A 22,728-nucleotide genomic window follows, 5' to 3' on the forward strand; every position below is an offset into this window, starting at 1 on the left:
TGAATCAATCATTTTTTCAACGTTTGTCATATTAATTCTTGGCTTTATTCTAATTAGTGCCTCATTGCATTCTTTGTAATGTAAACTATTAATCAATTCATAATACGAACTCTTCTGCCCTTTTAATAAAATCTGTGATGTTGGAAATTGATAAACTCTTTTCTCCATCTCTTCTTTTGATTCCATTATTTTTGAAAGTTTTTCATCTGTATTCAGGCGTGGAAATAAAGAAGATCCATTATCGTAGACCGGAGCCATACGGTACCGATTATCTTTCTTTAAAAACCCCCAGTTTGAACCATGTCGGTCAAAATTCCCAATCCAGGCATCGATCAAATACATATCCCAAAAATGCCGCACTGTCTCTTCTACATTAGTAAGCTTCATATTCTCTTCCAACATGAGCATGATGTCTTCATATGTGTATTTATATCTTTCTCTGCTTTGTTCTAAAGTACTGTCTCCCACGTCATTAAACGGCACGAAAATTTCATCACCACCAATAAAATCCTTCATCACCACTACAGGAAGACCATCACATTTTCCTAGAAATGTTTCCTGAGCTTCTATTCCTGCTATTCTAAAAAGGTGTGAACCGATATATTCTGATAAATAACTGCAAGTTAATCCCTGTGGTGAATTCTTAGCATATTTCACAATATAAGGCTCTCCCTGAATCAAAATCCCTTTTTTTCTTTCAGCACCTGTATAATATCGACCACTTGATTTATATTTTGAATAATCCATTTTTCTTCACACCTCTCTTTTTCCCATCATAACATTTTACGTTTTGTAGTGTCAATAGGGTGTATTTTTATTTTGATACTTTTCCCAAAAAATAAGCTGTAAATTGTCAACTCGAACAATCTACAGCTTTCTTATTCCACATTATTCCGCATCAAAATCTGTCTCAAACACGCCTTCCGGTGTTCGCATTGTCAAAATCCCCAGGTTGAAATCTTCATCCTGAATCGTGATATGATACTCAAAAATCACATCATCTTCGAACTTGGATAACAATACATAACTTCCATTCTCTTTTCCGTCAATCTGATCACAGATGTCATTGTATACATCTTCTCCGGAGATTGCTCTCGGATAACCGCTTGCTTTAATTTTTGCTTCGATTGCTTCGTATAATTCTTTCATTTTCTTATTGTCCTTTCTGTTGTCATGAATCACTCTATTATTTTGACCAGGTCGGTTCTTCATCTCCTGTATAATTAAACCGTCCGTCATTTTTCTCTTCTAGTGCTTTAATCATATGATATGTATACTCATTATACGGTGTCGGAATTCCAAGTTCCTTTCCCATACGGATCAGTGCACCTGAAAACATATCAATCTCTGTGTGTCTTCCTGCATCCAAATCCTGCAAAGTAGAATAACGCGCAGATGGTGGTACTGCACTTCCACGCCCGGAAGACGCCTCAGTCTTACTCAGATCGATTCCTTTCGCATGTGCAATTGCTTCCAGTTCTCCTTTCAGTCCATCACTGATTGCCTTCATATGCACACTGTCACGGTAACATCCAACTCCCGCGCCGAGAATTGCCTGTGGCAGATTGTTACAGACATTCAGCCGAAACTTGCTCCACATCTCTTCTCTTGCATACTCTGTCGCCCGGAAATGGATTCCGGTATCCTTGAACAGTTCTTCGATTGCCCTGATGCGATCACTATCGTAAGGTGCAGTAAGTTCGCCAAAAATAATTCCGATTGTTGTCTCAGGATCAAAATGATATCCATCTTCTTCCTTATGTGAAGCGACCTTGATCACTGCCGGAAGAAGATGCTCCACTCCTACTTTTTCTGCAATAATCTCTTCACTGTCTACCCCGTTCATCAGACTCATAATTACCGTATTCTCCGTGGTTGCTTTCTGGATACTTTCCAATGCCGCCGAAAGTGAGCCATACTTCAATGCAACAATCAGTAAATCGACAGCGTCTGTTTCTCCGGGATTCCATACTTCGGGATGGTATATTTTTCCGTTAATTGTGCATCCATTCTGTTTCAGTCTCTCTGCTCGTTCTCCTTCTGCGATCACTCCAAGCTCTATGTCATTTCTGCTCGATAATCCCCAGATTACATAAGAGCCTACTGCTCCGGCACCGAGGACTGCCACTTTCTTAATTTTCATTCATTTCTCCATTTCTTATCTGATCAACACTTTTTTCCCTTCAAAAACAAAACCATAATGATGTATTCTTTCCTGCTCTTTGCACTATACAAAGATGCTGTTCGCAGTACTTTGCGAACAGCAATCACTCGTAAGTATTATACACTATCTTTCCCAAAAGAAACAGTACTATCTTACTCTTCCATCAGATCCGCTATCTGATACTTTGTCAGATCAACCTTTCCATCTACTACTTCCACACCGTCTTCTCTCAAAAGCTCTGCCTGTACATCTGCTCCGCCAAATGCAAATGCTCCGGCAAGCTCGCCTTTCGCATTCACAACACGGAAACATGGAATGTGATCCGGATCCGGATTCTTATGAAGCGCATTTCCAACTGCTCTTGACATCTTTTCATTTCCTGCCATCTTCGCAACCTGTCTATAGGTTGCCACATGCCCTTTTGGAATCCGTTTTACAGCTTCATAAATTCTTTTTGTAGGACTGTCTGTCACAAGATCATAGCTCTCACCAATCATCCGTTCAATATCCTTGTCCGGAACAGATCCATCCAGAATAATTGTGTTCCAATGCTCTTTATTCTGATGATATCCCGGAATTACCGATGGATACGCTGCACGCCAGAAATCTCTCCATCTCGAATCCGTCTTTACATTCAAATGGATCAATTCGTCTTTTTCGTAAATCCACAAAAATATCTTTTTCCCCGGCTTTACACGGATCACCTGCCATCGTTGGTCTTTAAAAGGCCTGTCTTCATAGCTGTCCGGGAAAGTTAATCCATAGGCAGCAGCTTCTTCTCTTGTTTTCATCTCATCTTACCTCTCATATTTTCATTTACGTAATTATTTTCCAAACCGGAAGGACAGATAATAGACATAATCATTCTTCTCCCTAAAATTTCCCTGCTCCATTTCTTTTACCGGAATTGCTTCCAATCCATCTTCTCCGTAAATCAATGCCATCAGACCCTGTTCTGTATCCCGCTGAATCGGAACTTCACCTTCCACTTGTGTCGCACTTCTTCCATAATATTCTCTGTTTTCTACATTTTCCAGAATCGGAAAATCTGTAGAACATTTAGAATAATCGTCTGCTATGATCAATTTCACTCGAAACAATTCAAAATCCGGTATCACAGCAATCACACCTCTTTTAGCCGATTCGATCCCATCATAGTCCAAATCTGCCACTTTACTTTTATTAATCAATTCTCCCGCCTGATACTCTGACAAATAAATTGTCAATGTCTTATACTCTTCTTTTGCATAAAAATTAAAAAGATATGCCCCATCTGCTCCCGACAATAATTCTGCGGTTTTCATTTCTGCACTTGTCCGGTCAACTGCTGTAATATAATTCTTCGGCTGCATCACCTTATGAACGAAAACTGCTCCTAAAACCAGAACCATGATTACTGCAAATGTCGTTACCACTGCTAAAATGCTCTTTAAATTTTTCTGTTTCTTTTTACTATCTTTCGTAACTTGTATAATGTTGTCTTCTGACTTTTTTTCTACATTTTCTGCGTCAATATCCTCCCCTGCAAGAAATTCATTTATGCTGATTCCCAATATCTCACATAGTTCCATATAAACCGACACATCAGGTAAGCAAACGCCGGTTTCCCTTAGTTAAAAATATTACTCTTGTTGATTACTCAACTTTTCCGATAAATCGGTAATATATCTCAATTTCCTGTATTCTTTCGTTATCCTCATTCGTTGTTGCTTCATGTATGAGGATTTTTTCTATCATGGCATTTAATAATGGTGCTGTCAGTTCCTTTGGTACGGAATATTCCTTGATTAACTCAATCCACTTTTCAGCACCTATCATATCCTGTTCCATTTTACTTAGTTCTTCTCTTAGGCTTGTTATCTGCTGTTCCAGTTCTATCTGTTCTTTTTGGTACTTGCTGGACAACATCACAAAATTTCGCTCTGTTATCTTCTCACAGGCTCTATCTTCATACATTTTCGCAAATAAACGGTCAATCTCATTTTGTCTGTTCTCGGCTTTCTTCAATGTACTTGCCTTTTTCTTCTTTTCCCGTATTCGCTCTGCATTGCCGACTTTCTGTATCTTGTTCAATACCTTTTCTTCGTCCTGCTGTACTGCCTTAGCCCAATACTGCAAGCGTTCCAATACGGCTTGATACAGCACATCATAACGAATGTAGTGCATAGAACAATTACCTTTGCCAAACTGCCCGTAGTAACTGCAAGCATAATAACTGTAAGGCGTTTTATTTGCCTTATTCGTTCCAAATCTCATAGACCAGCCACAATCCGCACACTTGACAAGCCCTGCAAAAATCGGCGTTGCCTTTTCCTTTGTCTGTCTGCGTCTTGATTTTATCTGCTCCTGCACACGATAGAACACTTCCTTGTCAATAATCGGCTCGTGAGTGTTTTCTACTCGAAACCATTCACTTTCGGGTTTACGCACTTTCTTTTTACTCTTGAACGATACCGTAGACTGCATATTGTGAACACTGTTTCCGATATAAACCTCACTTTTCAATATCGCCTTGACATGAGCAATCGTCCACTCATAACGCTTACTTTCGGGTTTTCCCTCAAAGATATGTGCAAAAGTACCGTATCTTGTAAAATTTAGCCATGACGCTGTCGGAACTTTTTCTGCTCTTAACTGCTTTGTGATTTTTGCACTTCCGTAACCTTGATAGGCTAGGGAAAAGATTTTTTCAATAATCCATTTTGTTTCATCATCAATCAACAGTTTTCCTTTGATGTCAGGGTGTTTCTTATATCCTAACGGAGCATAAGCACTGTAATGAGCCCCCTCCGCAAACTTTGTCTTAAATGCTGATTTGACTTTACGGCTTGTATCTCTTGCCACCCATTCATTGATGATGTTCTTAAATGGTGCAATCTCACTTTCGCCTTTTTCGCTGTCTACACCGTCATCAATCGCTATGTAGCGGACATTATGACTAGGGAAATACAATTCTGTATATTGTCCTGTCATAATATAATTTCTGCCAAGACGGGAAAGGTCTTTCGTTACAACACAGTTGATTTTTCCTGCCTCTATATCCTCAATCATTCTTTGAAAACTCGGTCTGTCAAAATTTGTTCCCGACCAGCCGTCATCAATATATTCATCAATGACATTCAAATGATGTTCTTTTGCATATAAACGCAACATACTTCTCTGTGTGGTAATGCTGGAACTTTCGCCCTGTAATTCATCATCTCGGCTTAACCTAAGATAAAGTGCAGTATTGTAAATCTGTTGTTTCATTGTCAGTTATCCTCCTTTATAACTAACCCGTGTTTACAATACCTGCTTGCAAGTAAAGTATAACACGGGTACTTTTTGTCATTCAATCTATTTCTTACAACTGCACTGATTTTATGCGATTGTCTGCTTTGCTTTTTCCAGCATGACATCAGTTAGAAGTTCTTCCATTGTTTTGCCCTTTTCGGAAAAATGCTCTTTTACTACAATCTTTGTCTTTCCTCTGTTGCCAATGCCACACTTGCCATTTTTCTTTTGAATTGTTTTTACAGCATTATCAATAACACATACCCCCTTTCTGTAAAATCTTTCTAAGCAATTCAACGGCTTTTGTCATAGCCCACAGGAGTTCCACCTCTGCATAGTTCTTATGTAGCCGTACCCATTGCGTGCGACGCTCTGAACGCTCAAGCTGTGGCTGTACGGGAGTATCATTATCTGACAGTACAGGTCATGGCGATAAAAGAGGACAAATCTTTTATAAGAACACAAATAGGTTTTCGCTCGCTCTTGCAGGGGAAAGGTCGTGGCGTATTTGTTTCAACGGCTCGCTGTCTGTCAAACGTATTGAATTGCTTTATTCAGTTGTCAAAGAACAAGAAAGAAGAAAATCATCTTTCCTATATACCGCGTTGGAAAAGAGGGGAAACGTAACCAAAATCCAAAACTTTTTCCGTTATTAGTACAAATGGAACGGTTCATTTTGGCAATCAACGGTTGATTTTCTCCTTTTTCACTACTATCTGTACAGCAAACGTCCATTTGCTAAGTTGAAATGGAAAAATTTTAACTTCTTTTCTTGCACCATATAGGGATAGACATTGTCATTTTGCTAAGTTAATGACGAAAAAAGATTATTTTTCTTTTCACACCCTAACTACCCAACCATACCGTTACTGCCAACAATAGAATGAAATATTTTCTTTGCACCATATAGGGAACGGAAACCTTAAATTGTTAAGTTTAGAATAAAGTATTTTCCTCTTTTCACATCAACACTCAACTGCTAATGCCTGTTTGAATACAAAATGATGATGCTTTTCTTCTTTTCATAGAACACTGTCCACTAATCACGAATTTCCGTCATTTTTTCAAAACTTTTTTCTTCTTTCACTTCATATAGGGACAGCAAGCCCCGATTTAATGACCTATTTTCAAAAAAAGTTTAGATTTCCTTTTCTCGCACCATATCTGTACGCAAGTAGCCGTTTTGTTGCAGATTTAATAAAAAATTTATTTTTCTTCTTTCACTTCACATAGGGAATGAAAACAGCTCTTTGCTGACTAAATCTGAAATTTTTCAATTACATTAAAAAATACCGTCATTCTCTTGTGGAACAGCGGTATCTATACGTTCTTCTATGGTTGATTTCTCTAATTGTAATAAATGTTTATGCTTGTCTTTAAGTTCTGCCTGCTCAATCATATCTTTCAGTATCGTTGTATGATTTTCTCTGTCTAATGCCTGTACCATTTTTATTGTTGGTGCAACTTGTCTTTGTAGCCAATGCAACGCTTTTTGTAAAGTGTAAGGCTCTGGCTTTGTGGTTAAGCGTATCGGCTCTCTGTTTTCCCCTACAAACCATGCCCAATCATCATTTGTTATCCATTGACTTTTTGGCTTGTCGTCCTCTCTGTCAACAAAGCGGACATAATGATTGATGATAGAAAAAGCGGTGCGTTCAGCGTCCCGATAGGTCAGTAAATCTACAACCGCATAATAGGCTCGTTCATTCTTCATGCGTATTTCAAAACGGTTCTTAATCTCCGTATCTTCAATTTCTGTGCCATTCTTGACATACTGCTCATAATTTTTCTGATAAGCACACATATATAATTCGCTACTTGTTGAACCGAGATATAAGGTTTCTCCTGTATTCTTTGGTAAATCGCTACCGCATTTTTCTGTACCGCTGTAATCTTTCTGCATACGAAAATAGGAAACACATTCGCCAGCCTTGTATTTTTCCTTTAACTTTGGAATATCCAATATTCCTGCTCGGTCATTGATAGCCAAATCAAGCCGTTTCATCACACCACCAGCCGTCATACAATCCAGCATGAAGTCATACCATGAGCGTTCCTGTGCCAGCAGATAACATTCCATTTGCCGACAGCCTTTGCCTTTCAGTTCCAATAAAACACCTAAATGCTCCTGCATGGAACACATGATATTGATGTCGCCAAGTACATATTTGCTTTCATATCCGTATTTTCCATAATCTTCATAAAGCATATAATCAGATTTCAGTTGTAATACATCACGGATAATCGCCAATGCGTCCGTAGTAGGAAAGCGGACACGAAAGTAATCAATCAATAAGAATAGTGGTTCTTGCGGATTGAAACGCTCAATCTGTTTTTCTATGACTTCTCTTAATTCGTCATTCAATGGCTGTTTCCCTTTTTCAATGCGGTTGTAATATTCACGGCTGATACCACAGGCAACAGCAAGCCTTGTTTGTGTTACTCCGTATTCCTCACGCTTTTGTCTTAGTTCTTCAATAAAGTTTTTATCATTCATTCTAAAATTCCTCCAATCAAAAAAGCAACTACCGTATTTGATAATTGCCTATACTTAAATTTCTGCAAAAGAAAAAGACAATCAATTTCTCGTTTGAAATCAACTGTCTTTCCTATGTCTTGTTCAATTTTCCCAAGTGATAATGGCATAATTTATATCACACCATGTAAAATGCAGTTTCGCCTTGTAAATACAGCGTTTTCCGCTTGTTAATGTATATTGACTCTTGTTTTTTGTGCCCCCCTTGTTAGATAACGGGGGCTTTGAACGGCTCGCAAGCTCGCCGAACCGCCGAAGCGAACCGCCCCCTTGCAAGCATGGCGGAAAAATCTTAAGGATTTTCCCGCAACGTGGTCGGATCGCTCCGTCGGTTTAACAGCTTTTCTGTTTCTCTCTAGTTATCTACGCATATAAATCAAATCGGTTATTCCGTTATAAGTCTGTGTTTTACAAAGCCTTAACTTTATTTCCCTGTCTATGTTGCCCAAAAGACGAACCCCATTTCCTAACAGAGTAGGAATAACAGAAATGTAATATTTATCAATCATATTTTTGCTTACCAACTGCTGAACAAGATTTGCTCCGCCACAAATCCAAATATCCTTTCCTGCTTCTTGTTTTAGCCGTTCCAATAATAAAACAGGATTTTCACTTGTAAAATGAATTTGTTGGGAAGAATTGCACTCTTTATGTGTTAATACATAAGTTGTAAATTTATTATATACCCATTCTTGCGGAGAAAGTTCAGTAACAACCTGATGAGAAGTATTCCACCCCATTAAGACAGTATCTATATCTTTGGTAAATTCTGTATAAGTGTCGATGTTTTCATTGTCATTTCCATGACCATTTAGCCAAGCTACTCCACCATTACCGTCCGCAATATATCCGTCAAGGCTCATGGCAATAAATAAAACTACTTTTCTCATTTTTTCTCTTTTATAAATACAAACAGGAATTTATTTCTCTTTTTTACTCATAAGGGAACAACTGATTGCTACAAATAAACCCATTAAAATCCATGGAAATGCTGCTCTTATAAAATCACTAACCATACTTTATTCCTCCTTAAATTCCAATTTCCTTAGTTCTACAAACTGAAATTTTTGCCTATGAATGTATCTTGTTCTTTATACGCAAACAGGCTTCTGTGTGCATAATCCAATGTCTTGAAAACGGCATTTGAATTAGTCCACAAATATCTTTATTACACCAATAATCAATCAGCCAAATTGCTTTTTCATTGTCGTTTACTACATTCAACGATTCTAAGTATCCTTTTCTTTCTTTCGGTATTTTTCTTTTCAATTCATCATAAGATAACCGTTCAAGCATTTTCTCAGTGCTTTCCCATACTTCGAAAATATATAAATATAATTCTTCCAGATTAAGCTGTTTTGAAAAGTCTGCAATCTGCTGTTTCATGAGTTCATTTCCTGTTGTAATGATAGGTGAATTGATACGCTCTTGATAATTGCCTGCAAAAAATACTTGTTCATCTTCATTTATCACTGTATGCACAACTATATCTTCAATGCGGAAAATATGCCAAATAGAATAAGCAATCGTCTTACTATGATAACCATCAGCGTTTATGAAGGGGATTGAGTTAAAATCTTCTCTGCATAATTCTTCTTTGAAAGATACTAAGGTTTGTATTAACTGACTTCGTAAAGTAAGTAAAGTATCAATACCCCTCTTATAAGTATCTTTCTTTTTTATTTGTGCCTGCATTGTTTTATTAAGTTCAGACCATTCCTTATTCATATTCAATCCTCTCTCAAATTCTGATTTTATCGCCCCATACAAACTGGAATTTGTCTTACAACAATTTATATATGCATAAAAAGCAATATATTTATGAAAACACCCTAAATCCAAAATTTACTCAATTCATTTTTTCCTTACATAAAATGTTCTCGTATATTTCACTTCCTCACCAAGTGTTTCCCCTATCAAAACTTCAAAATCATTGATATCAAATTCTGGAAAGAATGTATCTCCATCTTCAATATTTAAATCTACTTCTGTGATATACATTTTATCTACTATTTGCAAAGCTTCCTTAAATAGTCCATATCCACCAGATATGTATACATCTCGTCCTTTAGCCAATAATAATGCATCTTCTAATGATTTAACTGAAACTAAATTATCTCCTTGATACTCTGTTGTGGTGGAAACAACAATATTCATTCTATTAGGCAACGGATGACCGATTTCTTCATAAGACTTTCGCCCCATAATAACCACATTACCCGTTGTTAACTCTCTAAATTGCTTTTGTTCTCCCTTTATTTTCCATGGTATATTACCATTCTTGCCTATAACATTATTCTTTGACCTCGCAACAATCAAACCTATCATCTATTTCATCCTCCATAATATGATGTCGTACCTGTGATTCCATCAAGTGCACCACATCTTAACAAACTCAAAATTATCTCGAACTAACCAGCTCGACAAATTCCTTTTTTGTCTTCATCTGCATTATATCATATTGTTATAAGCATTGCCATTTCTTTTCTGCTTTTGAAAAGTTACTTATCAGCCTATGTTTTGTAAAGGGTGATATTCAGCATTTCTCACGCAACAAGCCCTTGACAAACCATAGACTAATAAGTTTTAAGGTAATCAAGCAGAAATGAAATAGTCTGCTGTTTCACGGCAACAAAAAAGAGATACCAACACACTTATGTAGTATCTCTTAGTCTAGTAGCAATATTCTTTTGTTTGCAAGCAGGTAAACATGGGCTGTTTCTTAATATCTTTTTGTTTGGGAAACACCTCGTTCCCATTTTGATACTGATTTGTCACTCATATTTAATTTTTCTGCAAGCTGTTTCTGCGTCATTCCCAGGGCTTTCCGTTTCCCTGCAATATATTTTCCAATTTTAACAAGATCCATACATTTCACCTACTTTCTGTTTACACTAAGCATAAAGGATATTTCCCAAAATGAACACCCCTTTGGAGTAGAATTTGACACCTATTCTTTTTTCTTGCATATTTTAAACGAGAATCTTATATCACTCTGGAGGATTTATGAAAAAGAAATTGATTTCCATAATACTCGCTTCTGCTCTGACTGTTGGACTGTTATCAGCCTGCGGTTCTGATTCTTCCAAAGATAATGATGCAAATTCCAAAATCGACACAACAGAAACCGGCTCCAACACAACCAAATCAGATACCAGTTCTGCTCCTGTCTCTGTGACATTGAACGAGGTAGCCCATTCTATCTTCTATGCCCCTATGTATGTTGCCATTGAAAATGGATATTTTGAAGATGAGGGAATTGAACTCACTCTCGTAACTGGTTTTGGAGCCGACAAGACAATGACTGCTGTCATCTCCGGTGAAGCTGATATTGGATTCATGGGATCAGAAGCATCCATCTACACATATAACGAAGGTGCTAACGATTCTGTCGTCAACTTTGCCCAACTGACTCAGCGCGCCGGTAATTTTCTTGTTGCCAGAGAAGAGATGAAAGATTTTAAGTGGACTGATTTAAAGGGGAAAGATGTTCTTGGTGGTAGAAAAGGTGGTATGCCGGAAATGGTATTTGAATATATTTTAAAGAAAAATGGAATTGATCCACAAACAGACCTCGACATCAACCAGGGAATTGATTTTGGTTCCACTGCTGCCGCCTTTTCAGAGGGAAGTGGAGACTTTACTGTTGAATTCGAGCCAAGTGCAACCGCTTTGGAAATGGAAGGAAAAGGATATGTTGTAGCCTCACTTGGTACTGACAGCGGCTATGTTCCTTACACTGCCTACAGCGCAAAGAAGAGCTATCTCGACAAACATTCTGAGATTATCCAATCCTTTACAAATGCGCTTCAAAAAGGTATGGATTTTGTTCAGATTCACACGCCAGAGGAGATTGCTTCCGTGATTGCCCCACAATTTCCTGAAACAGACCTTAAAACCATCACAGCGATTGTAAACCGTTATTATACACAGGACACCTGGAAAGCAGATCTTATATTTGAAAAAGAGAGTTTCGAGCTACTTCAGGATATTCTGGAAAGTGCCGGTGAACTGGATTCACGCGCTCCTTATGAAAAACTTGTCACAACTGAATTTGCCAAAAAAGCGATGGAATAAATCATTTCTTGCAGAAGAAAACGCATTCCACTATAATAAAAAGGAAGCCAGACTTCTGGCTTCCTTTTTTCAAAAACGCAATAACAAAACAAATTACTTTTTTCGAAAGGACATTGTATTACTATGATTGATAAAAAACTGATTCCTTACGGGGGACTTAAGAAAGAACCATTTTCAGGTACACATCACGGAATGCGCTATTTCTTTCGCGGAGATGACGGAAAAAGCAGCACAACCTTCACCGTATTCATTTATCCAGAACCGTGGTGCTTTGAAGATACACCGGAAGAAGAGAAAGAACAGAAGACATTTCCGCTCTCCGATGAAGGAATGGATGAAGCCATTGCCTGGCTTTTCGAACGCTTTGAAACTGAGAAATCCAAATGGTTGAATGCGAGTCGCGATGCAATGCACATTGTGAATCATCAGACTTTCTGATTATAATCCCCAAACATCTTCTTCATATGAACATTCATAATATAATAATACATCGCGATCAGGAGACCTCCTGCCAGCACCCATGCTGCCGGGCTTGCCAGACATACTCCAAGGTAACTTCTTTCCTTCGCTGCGATCAATGCTACCACACCTCTTCCGATCAGTTCAGCAACACCGGCCATCATCGGCAGCAGGCCGTAACCGAGTCCCTGAATTCCATTTCTGTAGATATTCACAATTGCAAGCGGAATAAAGAAAAGTCCGATACATTTCAGATAGATATCCACAGAACTCATGATAATATCCACATCCTCTGAGACAAACAGATAGGTCATGTATTTTCCTACTGTCATGATAAATGTTGCTGCTACAAGAGAGTAACCGATACCAAGAATTGTACACGCCTTGAAACCTTGACGGATTCTCGGTACATTTCCGGCTCCGATATTCTGGGCTCCGTAAGTTGCCATTGTTGTTCCCATCGCTACATATGCCTGTGTCACAACCTGCTCAATCTTACTTGCCGCAGTAAATGCCGCCACAAGCGTAGATCCCAAAATATTCAGGGCAGACTGAACCATCATAGTTCCAATTGCCGTGATAGAATATTGCAATGCCATCGGAAGTCCGATCTTTAACTGGATCGCATAAATCTGTCCGCCAACATGCCAGTCTTCCTTTTTCAGGTGAAGAAGCGGAATCTTCCACATAATGTAAATGAGACAGAGTACACCTGATATGCCCTGTGCTACTACCGTCGCGATTGCCGCACCCGGTGCGCCCATCTGAAACACAATGATTAAAAACAGATCCAACACGATATTCAGCAACGCACTGATAATCAGAAAGTATAATGGAATCTTACTGTTCCCCAGTGCTCTTAAAATACTGGATAACAAGTTATAAAGCATCTGCGCCAGGATTCCTCCGCTGACGATCATAATATACTTATATGCATCTGCAAAGATATCTGACGGAGTATTCATCAGATGCAAAAGTGGTTTCATAAATAACATAAAGGTAACCGTAAGAAACAGTCCGATCAACAACGAAAGGATTCCTGCCCCTGCAACGGTGCGCCGCATCCCCTGCATATCTCCCGCACCAAACTTCTGTGCTGTGAGAACAGTAAATCCAGCTGTCATTCCAACCACAAATCCATAGATTAGAAACATAATTGTTCCTGTACTTCCAACCGCGGCAAGTGCTTTCGTTCCAACGAACTTACCTACGATCACAGCATCCGCCATATTATAAAACTGCTGGAAGACATTTCCAAGAAAGATGGGAAATGTAAAACTTAAGATCATCTTCATTGGGCTTCCAACAGTCATATCATTCTGTACTGATTTCATTTTGCTCCTCCTTTTCCGTATTTATCAGTGACTACATACATAACACATCCCTCGTGATTACTGTTCACAAGAATTGTTTCGTAACCAACGGACGGGATGTGTTTTTGAAAAACGTGCTTATTATATACTAGTTTTTCCCTGATGTAAATATCCTGAAAAGGAGTTTTTACATTTCTTTCAAAACGTAACGGTTCACTCAAAAATCATCTATATGGGAAGATGCTATTCCAGGAACAGCACTTCTTCCTCCACCAGCTCCAGCGCACCCGGCAGTCCTTTTTCCCGGATCTTCTCCTGATTCTCTCTCTGTACAAACCAGGAGATCACAGGCGGATCTGCCTCTTCATTTGCAGGTTTCAGATAATAATTATCTTCGAAAGGGAGTGCTGCCTTACTCTCTAATAGAAATGGAATCTGATTCTTTCCACATCCTCCCCAGACCGGAACAAAATCATGCGCACGATAACCGATATAGTTGATATTTTCCGGAATATTTCTTTGCTCTGTACGCAACGTAATCCCCCAGTCTGTCAGTTCTGCGGTATGATCATCCACATAAACTGCTCTTGTGAAATTCTTGCATCCAGTCAGCCGTGCCGCTTCTTTTCTCTGCGGATTCTGGAACAATTCTTTCGTCTTCCCTGCTGCCACAATCTGCCCCTGATCGATGATCAGCAGTTCTTCACTGAGCCGGTACACTTCATCTCTGCTGTGAGAAACCATGATTACAGTACCTTCGTAGTCATTGAGAAGCTCCAGTAATTCCTGCTGCAGACGGTCCTTCAGATACATATCAAGTGCTGAAAACGGTTCGTCTAAAAGGATCACATCCGGTTTATAAGCCATAATTCTTGCTAGTGCGACTCTCTGCTGCTGACCTCCGGAAAGTTCCGACGGGAATCGTTTTTCCAGTCCTGTCAGCTGAAATTTCTCAATCATCTCACGTACACGATTTGCATTCTCCTGCTTTTTCCCTTTTAATCCGGCGGCGATATTCTTTTCCACCGTCATTGTAGGGAAAAGTGCATAATTCTGAAACAGATAGCCAATGTTACGCTTCTGCGGTTTTAAATTCACTTTATTTTCGCTGTCGTAAACTGTCTTTCCTTCAATTTTGATCAATCCGCTCTCCGGCGGCTCGATTCCTGCAATACTCTTTAATGTCATGCTCTTTCCACATCCGGATGCACCGAGGATTCCGATTCGTTTAGAATCGCTTTTAAAGTCTATGTTCAGCTCAAATGTATTCAGTTTTCTCTGAATCTTTACTTCTATCGCCATCTCTTACCACCTCTTGACATTTTTCATTTTCTTGCCTGAGATCAGATTCATCAGGAAAATAACCAGAAATGCGATCACCATGACAATCGCAACCCACACACCTGCTGTCATATAATCTCCGTCCTGAATGACCATTGCAATCTTCTGCGAGATCGTTCCTGTCTTTCCCGGAATATTTCCTGCAAGCATAGATGTCGCTCCATATTCTCCGAGTGCTCTGGCAAATGTCAGAATTGTTCCGGATGTGATTCCCGGACCGGCTGTCGGGATCACCACCTTCCAGAAGATTTCTGTATCTGACATACCAAGTGTTCTTCCTGCATAGATCAGATTCACATCGATCTGTTCCATAGCAGCACGAGCATTTCTGTACATCAGCGGAAATGAAATTACTGTGGCAGCAATGATACATCCAAGCCATGTCTGTACTACTTTGATTCCAAAATTTTCAAATAAAAAGATTCCAAACGGTCTTCTCCTGCTGAAGATCAATAACAGAAAGAAGCCGGCCACTGTCGGCGGAAGTACCATTGGCAAGGTCAGTATTCCATCTATAATAGCCTTTTTCCCCGGAGTTGTCTTCACAACCTTGCGTGCCGCATAGATTCCAAGAAAAAAGGAAAATATCGTAGCTACGATTCCTGTTTTTATTGAAATAAATAATGGGCTCCAGTCCAGATTCTTCAGGATTTCCATCATTTCATCCATTCTATCATTCACTCTCCTTTACAACTATAAGAAAAAGGCTGTCCGAAACTTTTCATTTCTGGCAGCCTCTGCTGTTACTGTTCACACGATGTGCGACCAGCAACGCATCTCGCCATTTTAAATCGCCTTTGGCGATGGGGCGAGATGCATTCAAGTCAAAACACGCATCCTCCGTGCAATCAGCGGAGTGATTGACACGGGAGTGAACAGTAACTTCCCAAGTTCTCTTTAGATGTAGAATACCACACTGCTATTCTTTTTTAAACCGTTATTTTCAACTACATCTGTCGTTCATAATTTGTTCATTTATCATTTAAAAATCTTTCATCTTCTTATCACTTTTTCTTCATTTCTCTCACATATACTATAAGCATCAAAGGAAAAAACAAAAAACTTTGAATAAACTTTTTCATAATACATGCCGGGAACCAGTAAATGGTTACCCGGCATCCTCCCTTTTATGGAGACTTTTTTCTTATTCCGGAACAACCGGATCATTTATCACTTCTTGTTTCGTTTCCTGTTGTATTTCCTCTTCTACAGATTTTTCTGCAGTTTCCTCTGTTTGCTGTTCTGCCGTTTGCTCTGTTTCTTCCTTGTTTTCCCCGTTATTCTCTTCTTTCGTCGTTTCTTCTATCTTTTTTTCACATGCTTTGACCGATTCCAGAATCTCCTGAACCTGTTCTTCCATCTCTTTCTTCCATTTCAGATCTTCCAGTGCTTTTTTTCTGTCCTGTTCAGTTTCGCTGAGTTCCCCCGGTATTGTTTTTGCATCGTCTGGTTTCTGATCTTGCACTGCTGTTTCACTTTTCAAAACTGTATTGTTACCTTCCCTTCCTCGGCTCATCCCGATTCCTGCTGCCGCAATTACTGCCCCGGTAGCAAATAAAAGAACCGCCAGTTTGACATTCCGAAATTTTAGCTTCTGTTCCGGATTCCATTCCTCGCGTTCCTCCGGAAGATCACGTATCACCTGGCTGATCTTATCATAATGCCGCCTTCCTCCACCGGTACAACGTTCAATGATCCTCTCCAATCTGCGTTCTTCGCTTCTGCTAAGTTCCGGGATCTGCTCTGTATATGCCAGTAAAAACTGCAAAATTTTACCATATCCGAACAAATCTACCGAACAATTCTTCCTGCTTCCTGACGCTGTCGGGCGGATAAAATGACTTCTCACCGCTTTCTGCTGCATCTTCTTCATAACAAATTCATTTTCCTGTGCATCCGGATTTAAAAGCAGCAATTCTCCTTCTTCTGTCACAACAATACTATATGGGGTCAGACAACGATAATTCTGCCCACGTCTCGACTGCTGATACTTTCTTATTTCTCCGGCAATCTGTCGGAACCATTCAAACAACACCGCTTTATCCAACTGTGTATTATCCCGCAGATAATAAATCAAAAGTTCTCCCTGCAGGCAATCGATACTTGGCTGGCATTCGGTTCCTTTTTCCACGAAGCGAAGTACTTCATACATTTTTTCCATATTTAATTCTACTGCAATCTGTCATCTAAACGTGTGCGGCCCCACACCGCACACGATACAATACCTGTCCAATTGAAAATTATCAGAATCTGATACGAACTACTCTTCAGAATCTTTCCTGATTCTTCAGTCAGAACGACTGAAGTGTGACTCTCATATTAATTGAATTCTTCCAGTCTGTCAAGAGCTGCGGCAACAACTTTATCCATGTCATAATATTTATAATCTCCCAGTCGTCCGCCAAAGATTACATTTTCTTCCTTTTCTGCAAGCTTCTTGTATTCTTCAAACAATGCATTATTCTTCTCATCATTTACCGGATAATATGGCTCCATACCAACACTCCATTCTGATGAATACTCTCTGGAAATAACTGTCTTCTCCTGTTTGCCAAACTCAAAATGCTTATGCTCGATAATTCTTGTATACGGAACTTCACGCTCTGTGTAATTGACAACAGCATTTCCCTGATAGTTCTCACAATCAAGAACTTCTGTCTCAAATCTGACAGAACGATACTCCAATGCTCCCAGCTGATATCCAAAATATTCATCGATCATTCCCGTAAAAATAATCTTCTCTGCAATCTCCGGATTCTCTTTTCTGAATTCAAAGAAATCAATCCCTGTACGAACTTCTGTCCCTTCCAGCATCTTCTCAACGATTGCTGTATAACCGCCAACCGGAATTCCCTGATATCTGTCATTGAAATAGTTATTATCGTAAACAAAGCGGAATGGCAGACGTTTAATAATAAATGCCGGAAGTTCTGTACACTTTCTTCCCCACTGTTTCTCTGTATAACCCTTGATCAGCTTCTCATAGATATCTCTTCCGCCAAGAAAAAGTGCCTGTTCCTCCAGATTCTGTGGATCTGTGATTCCTGTCTCTTTGCGCTGTTTTTCAATAATCTCTTTTGCTTCCTGCGGTGTACGGATATTCCACATCTTACTGAATGTATTCATATTAAATGGCAGGTTATAAAGTTCATCTTTATAAACTGCTACCGGTGAATTGATGTAATTATTAAATTCCGCGAACTGATTCATGTAATCCCATATCTTTTTATCAGACGTATGGAAAATATGTGCACCATATTTATGTACATGGATTCCTTCTATGTCCTCACAGTAAATATTTCCTGCAATATGATCTCTTCGGTCAATCACAAGACATTTCTTCCCTTTTTTCTTTAATTCATGTGCCATGACAGCTCCATAAAGACCTGCTCCGACAATCAGATAATCGTATTCTTTCATTTACTCCTTCTTTCCGCAGAACGATTGTCTGGATCCGGTAAAATTCAGAGATAACCTTTCTGCCCTCTTTTTTTTCATGTTACGGTGCGTTTATGATAACACATTTTCTAATAAATTTGAATCTCTATCAAAAATACGGTATACTTAACAGCAAAAGGAGGATGAATTATGCTTATAAAAAATGGTTTTCTAATTGATCCTGCATCTGATACAGAACGTCTTGTCGACCTTCGCATCACAGACGGTCTGATCCAGACACTCGCAGATGCCGGAACTCTGACACCTGAAAATGGAGAGGATGAGCTTGATGCTGCAGGACTTATGATTTCTCCAGGACTTGTTGACACACACATTCATTTCCGTGATCCCGGATTTACTTATAAAGAAGATCTCCATACCGGATCTCTTGCAGCTGCTGCCGGTGGATTTACTTCCGTGATCTGTATGGCAAATACTTCACCGGTCATCGATTCTGTTCCGGTTCTCAAAGAACTGATGGAACGGGAGGCTTTGGAAGACATCCATATTTTCCAGGCTGCTGCTGTCTCCTGCGGACTCAAAGGTGAGGAAATGACTTCTATGAAAGAACTTGCCGCTGCCGGTGCCTGTGGATTCACAGATGACGGAATTCCTCTTAAGAATGCTGCCTTTCTCTATAAGGCAATGGAAGAGGCGAAGGCACTTGACCTTCCGATCAGTCTTCATGAAGAAGATCCTGCATTTATTGAAACAAACGGAATCAACCACGGACCTGTATCTGATGCGCTGGGCATCTACGGATCTCCTTCGATTGCTGAAGAATCTCTTGTTGCCAGAGATTGTCTGCTGGCGCTTCGTTCCGGTGCACAGGTCGTGATCCAGCATATCAGCTCCGGACAGTCCGTTGAACTGGTACGCACCTTTAAAGCTATGGGAGCAAATCTACATGCAGAGGCAACTCCGCATCATTTCACTTTGACAGATGAAGCTGTGTTAAAATACGGCTCTCTTGCCAAGATGAACCCGCCGCTTCGTACAGAAAAGGATCGTCTTGCTATCATTGAAGGTCTCAAAGACGGTACGATCGATCTGATTGCTACAGACCATGCGCCACACAGTACGGAAGAGAAATCCCGTCCTATCACCCAAACACCAAGCGGTATTATTGGTCTTGAGACTTCCCTTGCTCTCGGAATTACTTCCCTTGTACGTCCGGGACACCTGACATTAAGCCAGCTGATCGAGAAGATGACGATCAATCCTGCCAACCTGTATCACCTTCCGTGCGGTTCTGTCACAGAAGGGAAAGCAGCTGATCTTGTACTGTTTGATCCGAATGAGAAATGGATTCCTGAGACTTATGCCTCTAAGTCTTCCAATTCTCCATTTACCGGATGGGAATTGTATGGAAAAGTAAAATATACAATCTGTGATGGAAAGATTGTATACAAGGACTAATACGTAACTGTTACATTATTTTTATAATCTAAGAGGTTCCCTGCAGAATCTTTCATTTCCGCAGGGAACCTCTTCTTTGCTCATTAATCCTCGATCGCTGTTACTGTATAATCTTTGTCTTCGACTGTCTTTTTCAGCACTTCATTACTGATTTCGGAATTCAGTGTTACAACTGCTGTTCCGGCCTCATGGCTGACTTCTGCTGTATCAACCTGCTCAAGTGCCTCGAGAGCTTTCTTCACAGCCGCCTCACAGTGTCCACACATCATTCCTTCGATTTTCATTGTCTTTGTCATTTTTGTCTCCTCCTTGTTTTCTGACTCATTTTTGTCTGTTAAGACAATATCTGAAACAGTATTTTCTGCTGTTTCTACCTTTTTCATCTTTCTTTTTCTGTCTTTGCTGGCATCGTACATTTTAAACAGATTCAGTCTCAATGCATTTGTCACTACACAGAAACTGGACAGGCTCATTGCCGCCGCTCCGAACATCGGATTTAATTTCCAACCAAAGACCGGGATCCAGATTCCTGCTGCCAGTGGAATTCCTATCGCATTATAGAAAAATGCCCAGAACAAATTCTCATGAATGTTGCGCAATGTTGCACGGCTCATACGGATTGCCGCCGGCACGTCACTTAACCGGCTCTTCATCAGCACAACATCCGCTGCATCGATTGCAATATCTGTCCCAGCTCCGATGGCAATTCCCATATCTGCCCTGGTCAGTGCCGGTGCGTCATTGATACCGTCACCTACCATCGCAACCTTTCCTTTTTCTTTCAGCTTGCGGATCACCTGTTCTTTACCTTCCGGAAGAACACCTGCGATCACTTCATCCACACCTGCCTGCTCACCAATTGCCTTCGCTGTGCGCTCATTATCTCCGGTCAGCATAACAACATGGATTCCCATATTCTGAAGTTCTTTCACTGCCTGTGGACTATCTTCCTTGATCACATCCGCAACTGCGATCATACCAAGGAACTGCTCGTTTTTTCCAAAAAACAGCGGTGTCTTTCCCTGCTGAGCCAACTGTTCTGCCTGTTCTTTTATGCTGGCAGAAATCTTCATTTTGTCAGAAATGAATTTGAAATTGCCTCCATACAGCCGGTCCTCTCCAAGTTTTCCTGACAGACCATTTCCCGGAACTGCCTGAAACTGTGTGATTTCACTTTTCTGCCCTGCTTCCCCATTTTCTTCTGCCTTTGCAAGAATCGCCCGGGCAAGCGGATGCTCACTTTTCTTCTCCAATGCGTTTGCAAAAAATAATAATTCATGTTCTGTCATTCCGTCCGCAGGGATCAGATCCGTCACCTTCGGTTCTCCGCTTGTGATCGTTCCTGTCTTATCCAGCGCAACAATCTCCGTCTTTCCTGTCTCTTCCAGCGAAACAGCTGTCTTAAACATGATTCCATTCTTCGCTCCCATTCCATTTCCAACCATAATTGCAACCGGAGTGGCCAGACCTAATGCACACGGGCAGCTGATCACCAGAACAGAAATTCCCCTTGCAAGTGCAAATCCAACAGACTCTCCGACAAGCAGCCATACGATCATTGTGACAATTGCAATAGAAATAACTGTCGGAACAAATACTCCTGAAACTTTATCTGCCACTTTGGCAATTGGCGCTTTTGTTGCTGCCGCATCACTTACCATCTGAATAATCTGTGATAATGTTGTATCCTCACCAACTCTCGTCGCCTCGCAGCGCAGAAAACCTGACTGATTCATTGTAGCCGCAGACACTTTATCCCCTTCTGCTTTATCTACCGGTATACTCTCTCCGGTCAGGGCAGCTTCATCTACTGCACTGTTTCCTTCCAGAACAATTCCATCCACCGGAATATTCTCCCCCGGTCTTACAACAAACTGATCTCCTCTTCTCACTTGGTCAATCGAAACTTCCTGTTCTTTTCCATCACGCAGGATCGTTGCTGTCTTTGGTGCCAGCTTCATGAGGCTTTTTAATGCATCTGTTGTCTTTCCCTTTGAATGCGCTTCAAGCATCTTTCCGACTGTGATCAACGTTAAAATCATTGCTGCTGATTCAAAATAAAATTCATGCATCAGCTCCATCACATGATCCATATCGCCTGCCGTCTGCGCTGCTGTCATAGCGAATAATGCATACACGCTATATCCATAAGATGCACCTGCACCAAGTGCAACCAGCGTATCCATATTTGGTGCTCTATGAATCATGCCTTTCCATCCACTGATAAAAAACTTCTGATTGATCACCATAACGATTGTCGTTAACAGGAGCTGCGCCAGCCCCATCGCCACATGATTCCCTTCCAGAAATACCGGAAGTGGCCAGCCCCACATCATATGCCCCATTGACAGATACATGAGCGGAATCAAAAAACACAAAGAAGCGATCAGACGCCTTTTCATCTTCGGTGTCTCCCTGTCTTGCAACGCATCTTCCGCACAGTTCTGCTCACTTTGATTCATCCCATGCCCTTCATTCTTTGCAGATTTCAACGTTGCCCCATATCCAGCTTCCTCAACAGCCGCAATGACCGCATCTACTGTTGCTGTGCCTTCCACTCCCATGGAATTCGTCAGAAGACTGACTGAACAGTTCTCAACTCCGGGGACTTTCCCAACTGCCTTCTCAACACGGGCACTGCAGGCTGCACAACTCATTCCCGTCACATTATATTGTTTCATTTTACTCCTCCTTCAAGTTGTGATCCG

The 22,728-nt window shown here is 40.4% G+C and carries 20 protein-coding genes and 1 pseudogene; 3 read left to right on the forward strand and 18 right to left on the reverse strand.

Translation table 11 applies throughout. From position 1 onward, the window contains the following. The 12 genes and pseudogenes from DXB52_RS06060 to DXB52_RS06120 form a co-directional block, all read right to left on the reverse strand. Positions 1–747, reverse strand: a 747-nt coding sequence (locus DXB52_RS06060; RefSeq protein ID WP_147343354.1) for a HipA domain-containing protein, incomplete at its 3' end; no start/stop codon positions are given. Between the two features lie 141 nt (positions 748–888). Next, complete coding sequence (locus DXB52_RS06065; protein WP_015529502.1) at positions 889–1,149, reverse strand: hypothetical protein; 261 nt, start codon at positions 1,147–1,149, stop codon at positions 889–891. A gap of 37 nt (positions 1,150–1,186) precedes the next feature. After that, positions 1,187–2,143 carry a ketopantoate reductase family protein gene (locus DXB52_RS06070; protein WP_118106752.1) on the reverse strand — a complete coding sequence of 319 codons (957 nt, stop codon included), beginning with the start codon at positions 2,141–2,143 and terminating at the stop codon, positions 1,187–1,189. Positions 2,144–2,316: 173 nt separating this feature from the next. After that, on the reverse strand, positions 2,317–2,955 hold the full coding sequence (locus tag DXB52_RS06075) for a methylated-DNA--[protein]-cysteine S-methyltransferase (protein ID WP_055147406.1): 639 nt from the start codon (positions 2,953–2,955) through the stop codon (positions 2,317–2,319). A 33-nt stretch (positions 2,956–2,988) separates the two neighbouring features. Further along, positions 2,989–3,735 (reverse strand): transcriptional regulator, encoded by a 747-nt coding sequence (locus tag DXB52_RS06080; protein WP_237985236.1) that lies wholly within the window; start codon positions 3,733–3,735, stop codon positions 2,989–2,991. Between the two features lie 64 nt (positions 3,736–3,799). Further along, positions 3,800–5,413 carry a recombinase family protein gene (locus DXB52_RS06085; RefSeq protein WP_009243663.1) on the reverse strand — a complete coding sequence of 538 codons (1,614 nt, stop codon included), beginning with the start codon at positions 5,411–5,413 and terminating at the stop codon, positions 3,800–3,802. Between the two features lie 111 nt (positions 5,414–5,524). Beyond that, positions 5,525–5,734 carry a hypothetical protein gene (locus DXB52_RS06090; protein ID WP_002303258.1) on the reverse strand — a complete coding sequence of 70 codons (210 nt, stop codon included), beginning with the start codon at positions 5,732–5,734 and terminating at the stop codon, positions 5,525–5,527. Positions 5,735–6,719: 985 nt separating this feature from the next. Next, entirely contained in the window at positions 6,720–7,934 is a 1,215-nt protein-coding gene (locus DXB52_RS06100; RefSeq protein WP_009243662.1) for an XRE family transcriptional regulator, read from the reverse strand. A gap of 398 nt (positions 7,935–8,332) precedes the next feature. Next, a complete protein-coding gene (locus DXB52_RS06105; RefSeq protein ID WP_002303421.1) occupies positions 8,333–8,863 on the reverse strand; it encodes a dihydrofolate reductase family protein in 531 nt (176 codons plus the stop codon). A 181-nt stretch (positions 8,864–9,044) separates the two neighbouring features. Beyond that, positions 9,045–9,701 carry a hypothetical protein gene (locus tag DXB52_RS06110; RefSeq protein ID WP_002303420.1) on the reverse strand — a complete coding sequence of 219 codons (657 nt, stop codon included), beginning with the start codon at positions 9,699–9,701 and terminating at the stop codon, positions 9,045–9,047. 104 nt (positions 9,702–9,805) lie between these two features. Next, positions 9,806–10,301 (reverse strand): annotated as a pseudogene (dfrF, locus tag DXB52_RS06115) (trimethoprim-resistant dihydrofolate reductase DfrF). Between the two features lie 394 nt (positions 10,302–10,695). Beyond that, on the reverse strand, positions 10,696–10,842 hold the full coding sequence (locus DXB52_RS06120) for a helix-turn-helix domain-containing protein (protein WP_181989170.1): 147 nt from the start codon (positions 10,840–10,842) through the stop codon (positions 10,696–10,698). 137 nt (positions 10,843–10,979) lie between these two features. On the opposite strand from DXB52_RS06120, the gene DXB52_RS06125 reads away from it, so the two are divergent. Together DXB52_RS06125 and DXB52_RS06130 are read left to right on the forward strand one after the other, a co-directional pair. After that, on the forward strand, positions 10,980–12,050 hold the full coding sequence (locus DXB52_RS06125; RefSeq protein ID WP_118106754.1) for an ABC transporter substrate-binding protein: 1,071 nt from the start codon (positions 10,980–10,982) through the stop codon (positions 12,048–12,050). 123 nt (positions 12,051–12,173) lie between these two features. After that, positions 12,174–12,488, forward strand: coding sequence for a hypothetical protein (locus DXB52_RS06130; RefSeq protein WP_118106755.1), 315 nt, complete (start codon positions 12,174–12,176; stop codon positions 12,486–12,488). Here the strand turns inward: DXB52_RS06130 and DXB52_RS06135 are convergent. From DXB52_RS06135 to glf, 5 genes are all read right to left on the reverse strand, one after another. After that, positions 12,476–13,843 (reverse strand): MATE family efflux transporter, encoded by a 1,368-nt coding sequence (locus tag DXB52_RS06135; RefSeq protein WP_118106756.1) that lies wholly within the window; start codon positions 13,841–13,843, stop codon positions 12,476–12,478. The genes DXB52_RS06130 and DXB52_RS06135 overlap by 13 nt on opposite strands. Positions 13,844–14,065: 222 nt before the next feature. After that, the gene (locus DXB52_RS06140; RefSeq protein ID WP_118106757.1) at positions 14,066–15,124 is read right to left on the reverse strand and encodes a sulfate/molybdate ABC transporter ATP-binding protein; all 1,059 of its coding nucleotides are present in this window, start codon (positions 15,122–15,124) and stop codon (positions 14,066–14,068) included. A gap of 3 nt (positions 15,125–15,127) precedes the next feature. Next, positions 15,128–15,832, reverse strand: a complete 705-nt coding sequence (gene modB, locus DXB52_RS06145; protein ID WP_118106758.1) for a molybdate ABC transporter permease subunit — start codon at positions 15,830–15,832, stop codon at positions 15,128–15,130. Between the two features lie 475 nt (positions 15,833–16,307). Further along, entirely contained in the window at positions 16,308–17,324 is a 1,017-nt protein-coding gene (locus DXB52_RS06150) for a hypothetical protein (protein WP_118106759.1), read from the reverse strand. Between the two features lie 158 nt (positions 17,325–17,482). Further along, the gene (gene glf / locus DXB52_RS06155; protein ID WP_015529304.1) at positions 17,483–18,583 is read right to left on the reverse strand and encodes a UDP-galactopyranose mutase; all 1,101 of its coding nucleotides are present in this window, start codon (positions 18,581–18,583) and stop codon (positions 17,483–17,485) included. Between the two features lie 168 nt (positions 18,584–18,751). Here glf and DXB52_RS06160 point away from each other — a divergent pair, with 168 nt between their 5' ends. Next, entirely contained in the window at positions 18,752–20,020 is a 1,269-nt protein-coding gene (locus DXB52_RS06160; RefSeq protein ID WP_117542020.1) for a dihydroorotase, read from the forward strand. 83 nt (positions 20,021–20,103) lie between these two features. Here the strand turns inward: DXB52_RS06160 and DXB52_RS06165 are convergent, their stop codons facing one another. Then, positions 20,104–22,701: a heavy metal translocating P-type ATPase gene (locus DXB52_RS06165; protein ID WP_118106760.1), complete on the reverse strand. Its 2,598-nt coding sequence runs from the start codon at positions 22,699–22,701 to the stop codon at positions 20,104–20,106. Positions 22,702–22,728 lie beyond the last annotated feature (27 nt).

This window comes from Ruminococcus sp. OM04-4AA (genome assembly GCF_003462585.1).
GTDB classification, from domain to species: domain Bacteria; phylum Bacillota; class Clostridia; order Lachnospirales; family Lachnospiraceae; genus Mediterraneibacter; species Mediterraneibacter faecis.